General features: G+C 50.0%; 6 protein-coding genes. 2 read left to right on the forward strand and 4 right to left on the reverse strand.

Annotated features, from left to right (window positions below; genetic code table 11):
• Nucleotides 1-54: 54 nt before the first annotated feature.
• Nucleotides 55-717: a cobalamin B12-binding domain-containing protein gene (locus ACP5PX_RS06970; protein ID WP_428085249.1), complete on the reverse strand. Its 663-nt coding sequence runs from the start codon at nucleotides 715-717 to the stop codon at nucleotides 55-57.
• Entirely contained in the window at nucleotides 714-2,093 is a 1,380-nt protein-coding gene (locus ACP5PX_RS06975; protein ID WP_428085250.1) for a monomethylamine:corrinoid methyltransferase, read from the reverse strand. The genes ACP5PX_RS06970 and ACP5PX_RS06975 overlap by 4 nt, the downstream gene beginning before the upstream one ends.
• A gap of 251 nt (nucleotides 2,094-2,344) precedes the next feature.
• On the opposite strand from ACP5PX_RS06975, the gene ACP5PX_RS06980 reads away from it, so the two are divergent.
• Complete coding sequence (locus ACP5PX_RS06980; protein ID WP_428085251.1) at nucleotides 2,345-4,309, forward strand: thiamine pyrophosphate-dependent enzyme; 1,965 nt, start codon at nucleotides 2,345-2,347, stop codon at nucleotides 4,307-4,309.
• Nucleotides 4,310-4,900, forward strand: coding sequence for an indolepyruvate oxidoreductase subunit beta (locus ACP5PX_RS06985; protein WP_428085252.1), 591 nt, complete (start codon nucleotides 4,310-4,312; stop codon nucleotides 4,898-4,900). It begins immediately after the preceding gene.
• Between the two features lie 176 nt (nucleotides 4,901-5,076).
• Here the strand turns inward: ACP5PX_RS06985 and ACP5PX_RS06990 are convergent, their stop codons facing one another.
• Nucleotides 5,077-6,420 (reverse strand): APC family permease, encoded by a 1,344-nt coding sequence (locus ACP5PX_RS06990; RefSeq protein ID WP_428085253.1) that lies wholly within the window; start codon nucleotides 6,418-6,420, stop codon nucleotides 5,077-5,079.
• Between the two features lie 178 nt (nucleotides 6,421-6,598).
• Nucleotides 6,599-7,768, reverse strand: a complete 1,170-nt coding sequence (locus ACP5PX_RS06995) for an iron-containing alcohol dehydrogenase (protein ID WP_428085254.1) — start codon at nucleotides 7,766-7,768, stop codon at nucleotides 6,599-6,601.
• Between the last annotated feature and the right edge of the window lie 172 nt (nucleotides 7,769-7,940).

The following is a 7,940-nucleotide window of genomic DNA, read 5'->3' on the forward strand; positions in this document are numbered from 1 at the left end:
TATTTTGCCAAATGTTCGATTGTGCGGCTCCTTCTGGACCAAAAGTGTTGTTTTTCATTGCTTCTTTTCAATCAGTTCTTTAGCCACTTTAACGGCCTTGATTGCATCTTCAGCATAACCATCGGCTCCTATTTCCCGCGCCCATTCCTCGTTCACCGGTCCTCCGCCCACCATAAGTTTGTATTTGCCTTTTGCACCCACCGACTTCATGTACTCGACCAGATCGCGTTGCATTACCTTAGTGAAGGACATTAAAGCTGAGGCTGCTATGATGTCCGCATTGGCGCGCTCGGCTGCTTCAAGGAACTTATCCACAGCAACGTCGACGCCCAAATCAATGACCTCGAAACCGGCGGCTTTGAGCATTGTCGCGACGATGTTTTTCCCAATGCTGTGAATATCACCCTGTACCGTGCCAATAACGACTTTTCCCTGTCTCACCTTCTGACTTTGCGCTTTACTCAACGCAGGCTCCAAAACTGCCACGCCCGCCTCCATTGCTTTCGCTGCTATCGTCAACTGTGGCAAGAAGATCTCCATCCGCTCAAACTTTTCCCCAATCTCCCTTATTGCCGGCGTTAGTCCCTCCGTAATTGCCAAGTAAGGATCAACACCGTTCTCCAACGCCATTTGCGCCGCGCGTTTAACCCGCTCCTCATCGTAGTTCAAAACGCCCTCGCGCAGTTCTCTAAGAATATCTTCCTTGGACATGCTCATGCTTCCAACTCCAGACCTAGGTCGATAAGTTTTGCCTTTGCCTCTCTATATAAGTTTAGGTTCTCCTCGGTTGGCTTTAGAGTTTTTACATCGTAGCTCTGCTCAAAGGTCTTACCCTTGGGTGATTTGTCAAAATCCAACGTGTCTTTATAAGTCGCCACCAGTTTCGCAACTATCTCATTTGCTTCCTCGCGCTTTAGTTTCGTGGCCGCGTTTGCCACTTCTGCGAAAAGACGTGAATGCAGCGGGTTATGGTGGTTAGGATATAATGGCTGGGCTGGCCGCGGACCCAAAAGATTTCTCCCCGAGACCACCGAACAAATTGCCATGGCGGCTCCCTCGAGGTGCATCTGCATGCTGCCGGGCCTTCCGGCTGTGGTGACGCTAGTAGTGGTTATCAGATTAGAATTCCTAGCCACGGCCTGACCAATGACGCTGTTCATCCATAGCGAGGCCGGGTTTGTCTGGGAACGGTATCTCATGTGCTGGGGACCTATGTGGTTAACCACAGCACCAAAAACCAAGTTGGTGGCAATCTGCTCTGCGACCGCCACTATGGCTGCAGTGTTAGCATCCCCGGCATATCCGCCGATCACTGGTGTTGTTCCTGCATAGATGGGATACCCATAATTCATAAAATGCGCCGTCTTAGAGAGCAAGACATCATCTAATTTCAACTCAGGCAAGAACATCACGGCTCTTAAAATGTCCTCCGGATTTCGAGGCATTATGCTATCGGCCCCCAGCTCATTAAGGCTGGAAACTCCTGCCGCCACACCCCACACGATGGGCATAAATGGTCTTCCGCCGAGAATCAGGGCCTGATTCATAAGCTCGGCATAAACCCTCGCGGCAATCACTTCAAACGCTGAGTTCGCCCTGATGGTAGCAACCCCATCTATGCTCTGGATATGGCCTCCGTGAAAGAGCACGTCAATCAATTGTTCTTGAACAAAGGCCTGATTAAACGGCACAAACATGTCCAAAGTTGTTTCCACTCCAAATGGACCTGAAAAGATGGTGGGCCTTGCTCTGTCCTCCACTTTTCTTGCCCGGATCCTAATCCTGTCCTTACCTTTTCCAACCTCAAACTCCGCGACGGCGTGCTTCAATGAATCTTTAATCTCCTCATCGGTGAAAGTTATCACGCGTTTGTTGCTGACGTTGTAAACACCGCATCTGAGCAGCAGCTTAACTCCCGCCTGCCAGACATCGTCCGCCATGCTGTCGTCACTGCAAACGTAAACGTTGTGGTCGTAAACGATGTCGTGCTCCTTGGCCAGCTCCATAGCCGTCATCGAGATCCTCATGTCGAAGTCGCTCTCTTTCATCATGGGGCCGAACTCAGCCCTCCTCGCTACTTCCCAAAAATCCAATTCGATTCACCTCACCACTTAAGTATTTTCAGCCCTTTAAAAACTATCTGTTGTACCTCGTTATGAAATAACCCAATCTAAGCGATGTTAATTCAAAATTTATGCTTCATTGAAAATACTCTGTTTACGAAAGAAGTTAGTCTAATGGCCTCGACAAAGCCTGCTGTAAAAATCTGCTAGAATAAATTTTGAAAATTTTTTAGGAATCAATCTTTTAAATAAAAAAACAATATAGAAAAGAGGTCACTAGTATGGGAAAATCTGAAATTATAACAGAGGACTCTCCTGGGAAGCGCGCACTCCTTATGGGCAACGAGGCTATTGCTCGAGGAGCGATCGAGGCCGGTTTAAAACTCGCCGCCGCCTATCCCGGTACGCCGTCTTCGGAAATCCTAGAAACGCTAGCTGAAGCTGCCCCTAAACTGGGCTTCTACGTGGAATGGTCCGCCAACGAGAAGGTGGCATTTGAGGTGGCGGCTGGAGCGGCCATCTCTGGGGTTCGCTCCATGACCTCAATGAAAAACGCCGGGCTCAACTGGGTCATGGACATGTTTATGACCCTTGTTTACAGCGGCGTTAGAGGGGGCTTTCTGATCGTCGTTGCCGACGATCCGGATGCCCATTATTCATCCAACGAGCAGGACACTCGTTTCGCCGCGTTCTATGGTGAAATCCCCTGCTTGGAACCAGCGGATGCGCAGGAGGCCAAGGACATGGCACGTTATGCTTTCGAACTCTCGGAAAAGCTGGAGCTGCCGGTCTTTCTCCGCTCGGTCACCAGGATCTCTCACGCCTCCGGGGATGTAGAGCTGGGAAAAATCGAAAGGCTGGAGCGCAAACCGGTCTTCGACCGGCATTGGAAAATGCCGTGGCGCTGGAACGTTTACGGGCCTCCCGGCGCAGTTAAAAAGCACGAGTGGCTGCACAGCAAGATGCCAATGATTAAGGAAATAATAGAACAACTGCCGTGGAACAGGCTTGAAATATCTGAAGGGCAAAAATTCGGAGTGATTGCCTCGGGGATAGGGGCCAGCTACGCTATCGATGCCATAAAATTGCTCGGCCTAGAAGGAAAGGTGGCCTTTCTGAAAATTGGCACTCCATCTCCACTACCAGAAAAACTTGTCTCAAAATTGCTGAAAGGTGTTGAAACAGTTCTCGTTGTTGAAGAGGGTGAACCTCTAGTTGAGTTATTGGTGAAAGCCTTGGCCAAAGACGCTAACCCCAACGTCAGGATATTGGGCAAACTTACGGGGGAGATGCCTCAGGTCGGTGAAATCAACATAGATGTGGTGGCAAAGGCCATCTCAAGGATCACGGGCAGGGAAATCTCTGTTGACCCGCAAATCGAGAAAATCAGGGAAGAAATCAAAAGTCTGGTCGTGCCGCGATCGTCGACCCTATGTGCAGGTTGCCCCCACCTAGGCACATATTGGGCTCTGAAGAGGGCGCTTGCGGCCTTCGGAGGGAAAGTGCCAATCGTCAATGGAGACATCGGTTGTTACGAGCAAGGAGGATATGGGATCGCCGGCAAGGAGTACAAACCCAGCTTCTCCACGGAGTCGGTTCGCTACAAAATCGAAGCACCGTATGAGACGCTGGACACCAATTACATAATGGGTGGAGGCGTTGGTCTGATGCAGGGTGAATATCACGCCGGCTACAGTGATGGCTCGATAGTTGCCGTGGCCGGTGACTCAACCTTCTTCCACGCCTGTTTGCCTGCCGTAGTCAACGCCGTTTACAATAAATCCAAGGGGTTGTTTATAGTCATGGACAACTCCTGGACGGCGATGACCGGACACCAACCGAACCCGGTCACGGGGATAACGGCGACGGGAAACGAAACAAAGGTGCTCTGCATTGAGGATGTGGCAAAAGCACTAGGGGTGGAATTCGTCAAGGTGGTCGATCCTTTTGACCTGAAAGCTACTCAGTCTGCAATAGAAGAGGGATTGAAAAGCGACAAGTTCGCCATTGTTATCACGAGAAGGATTTGCACCCTGCAGGCCATTCGGCTGAAACAGTACACCGGCAAAAAGATGAGTCTGGACAAAGATATCTGCACGGGCTGCAAGCTTTGTGTTTCCCTTGGCTGCCCAGCGATAACATTTAACGTTGAGGAGAACAAGGCAGGAATTGATCCTATCGTCTGCGTCGGATGTGGAATCTGTGCGCAGGTCTGTCCCGTTAACGCGATAAAGGCAGGTGAATGAATGGCGGGTTTAAACCTGATAATTGCTGGAGTCGGAGGTCAGGGCAGCGTCCTGGCCTCGCACATGGTGGCGATGGCAGCGATAAGGGACGGCCTTCGAGCCCGCGTGGGGGAGACTTTTGGTGCCGCGATGCGTGGCGGCGCGGTCGCAAGCCATGTTCGAATCGGCAGGGACGTGAATGCGCCCCTTGTGCCACGGGGCGGTGCCGATATCATTTTGGCGATGGAGCCCCTGGAGGGCCTCAGAAATGTTGCCGAGTTCTTGAAAAAGGGAGGCCTGCTGATCACCAACACCCACGAATGGTTGCCGGTGAACGTCAACATAGGGCGGGCGAAGTATCCCAGCATGAATCAGATAAGAGAATCAGTTAAAAAACTGGATGGCGAAATTATCGAGGTCGATGGGACTTCGCTGGCTCAGCAGGCGGGAAATGTCAGAACCCTGAACGTCGTCATGCTCGGCGCCCTCGCAGCCACTGGAAAACTGCCCTTTTCGACCGAGACCCTCAAGCAAGTTATAGCAGAAAATGTGCCGCGCAAAACCGTCGACCTGAACATCAGGGCATTTGAGCTGGGTCTCAAATCGAAATAACGATTTGTTGAGGAAAACATCGAATGTCTTAATCAAATGCTGCTGAATCGAATTATCTGACAAACGTTGCCTTTTGAAACAACGCGCCGATTTTCATCTTAAAAATGGGGCCTAAAATCGAAAAATGACTAGCCGGATAAATAAATGTAGGAAAAATAAAAAAAATAAAAATTTAATTAACTGGGCTTCTTAGCGAAAACTCCCGTTTTGGTGGCGTATCTGACGGCGAAGTAGACAACGCCGATCACTACGGCAAGCAGCGAGTACCAAATCTCAAACGTTGAAACATTGACCAGCAGTAGCGCCAGTGCCACAAATGCTATTACTGAGAAGCCTATGCCGCCTGGAACGCGGAAAGGCGCCTTTATGTCCTTTCTGTTTATCCTGAGTCCGATGTGGGAAAGGATTCCGATTAGGAAACCTATTGCGTACATCACCGTACCGATTATGATGATCGCGTTCACCCACTCCGGATTTGACCCTAGAATCATCGAAACCACGTAAACGATGATCAACGCGGACGCAGGTGTCCTAGTTCTAGGCCAGACGTATGCGCTAGCAGCTGGGAAGATTCCAATTCTGCCCATCCCATATATCACTCGGCTGGCCAGCAACATCAGAGCAATTGTTGTTGTTATCAAGGCAAGGATTGCCGCCAAGGATATCGCCAGCTGCACCCAAGATTCGGTGGGAGCAAATTTAACCGCCGCGTAGGACAGGGGCGCCCAGAAAGCAAATGGATTTTCTGGAGTGAACTCCTGCCAGCTTACCGTCCCATAAAGCGGGAACAGCATCAAGATGTAAAATATCGTCGTCACCAGTATGGAAAGACCTATCGCCTTAGGGAGTGTCTTCTCTGGGTTTTTGATCTCCTCGGCCGCTGCCAAGATGGAAAGCCAGGCTCCGAAGCCCAAAGCTGCTATTGGGATCGCCTTCAGGAAGTTTAGACCACCGGTAGCGAAAAACGGTGAATAGTTTTTAAGATCCACCGCAGGGGCACCTCTCACGAAGAACGAAAGCATTAGAATCAGCAGCAGCACTGTCAGCACCGCATTTGCTTTTCCAGTGATTGATATACCGGAAATGTTCAGCAGGAAGGCAAAGGTCAGGACCAGCCAAGTAATAACGGTTTCGTATCCGGCTAAACCGGGAACTATGGAAACCACATAGCCTCCGACGTACATCGCACTGAAGGGAACGCCGAACCACTGACCAATCAACGATCCCCAACCACCTAAGAAGCTGGCGAATGATCTTACGGCGAAGCTTTTTCCAAAGGTTTCCATGGCATAGGCAGGTATTGCTCCCGCGCGGGGGAATACCGTGGCCTGTTCCACCAGCACTAAGGCGATGATGAACATCAGCAGCCCGGCGAGCGCCCATGCCAGCAGCGCAGAAGGACCGGCGAGCATCCCTGTCTGAGCACCGAGAACGAAGATTGCACCGCCAATCATGCCACCGACAGAGAGCAAGAAAGCGTCCCAGACTCCCAGTTCCTTGGCCAACTCTGTCTTCTTCACTTTTTCAATCCTCCAGTTTAACTATAAAAACCGCCTTTAAAAATCTTCCTTATCGACCATCAGCTGAATCCAGTTATGCTGCTAGCAAGCACTGGCGAGAAGAGATTATTCTTAGAAATTACCCAAACCCCGGGCCTCTGCACGTTATCGAAAAGTGAATAAAAAATGCAATACTACTCTAACCGAAGTAGGCCTTCAGATACAGTTCCCTGATCTCCGCTGGTGTCGGCGGCCTAGGATTCATTCTAGCGCTAAAGTTCTCCGAAGAGTGTTTCACCATCAGCTCCAGTACTTTGAAAAATTTCTCCTCGGCAACCCCGGCTGCTTTGATGCTCGCTGGCAAATTGAGAATCGTTTGCTGTCTTCTTACCTTCTCAATCAATCTTTTTGCCAACTCTCCTTCATCCTTCCCATCCAGCCCGAGAAACCTTGCAATCTCGGCGTATCTTTTCCGCGCCCTTTCGGATCCGAGATTGAACTCCATGACATAGGGCAACAAAATCGAACAGGCGACGCCGTGGGGGATGCCGAACTGAGGGCCGATGTGATCCATGGCGTGGGCAAGGCCCGTGCCAGAGTTATTTATCGCGATTCCTGCCAAGGTTGCCGCATAGTGCATTTTTTCCCGAGCGATTTCGTCTTTCCCATTTCCGTAGGCCCGCTCCAAGTTTTCAAATATCAGCTTTATCGCCTTCAAAGCCGTGGCCTCGGAGAAATCATTCGATAGCGTATAAACATACGACTCCAGCGCGTGGCTCAGGGCATCCATTCCGCTAGATGCCGTCACCTTTGGCGGCATGTGCATGGGGATTTCTGGATCTAAGATGGCCAAATCTGGTATTATCTCCCGGGACAGAATCAAACGCTTTGTATTTTCCTTTGGTTCCACGAAAACTGCCGCGCAAGAGGTTTCCGATCCTGTGCCGCTCGTGGATGGTATGGCCACTAACCTTGCCTTATTGCGAAGACGGGGAATGGCATACGGGATGAAAATTTTTTCCTGATCAATCGTCGGATGTTCGTACAACACCCACATGCCTTTAGCGGCATCTATAACCGCGCCCCCACCCAGCGCGATTATCAGGTCCGGTTTTAATTCTGAGAGGGCTTTGGCTCCGACGTAAAAATCGTCAACATAGGGCTCCTTTTCAATGCTTGCGGCCACGTTTGAATCGATATTTGAATCCCGGAGGTATGAAGAGACCCTTTCAACAAAACCAAGTTTTCCCATAGAACTCATATCGGTTATGATTGCGGCCTTTTTACCCTCCAACTTGCGTAAATATTCGAGGGCACCCCACTGAAAAACTATTTCAGCATTTTTGAAATAGCCCAAATTTTTACTCACGTAATTTACCCATATTTATTTGACAAGGCTACTTAAAAAATCGCCCGCCCGCACATGATAGAAGTTATGTTACTCTACATTCAAGTTGAAAAATGTGCATTGTTGCATTAAATTTTTAAAATTGTCCTGAGGCCGGTGTTTTGGCGGCTAGGGGCTGGACCGATGAGGTGGT

This window comes from Hadarchaeum sp. (SeqCode) (assembly GCF_049969415.1).
In the GTDB taxonomy this organism is placed as follows: domain Archaea; phylum Hadarchaeota; class Hadarchaeia; order Hadarchaeales; family Hadarchaeaceae; genus Hadarchaeum.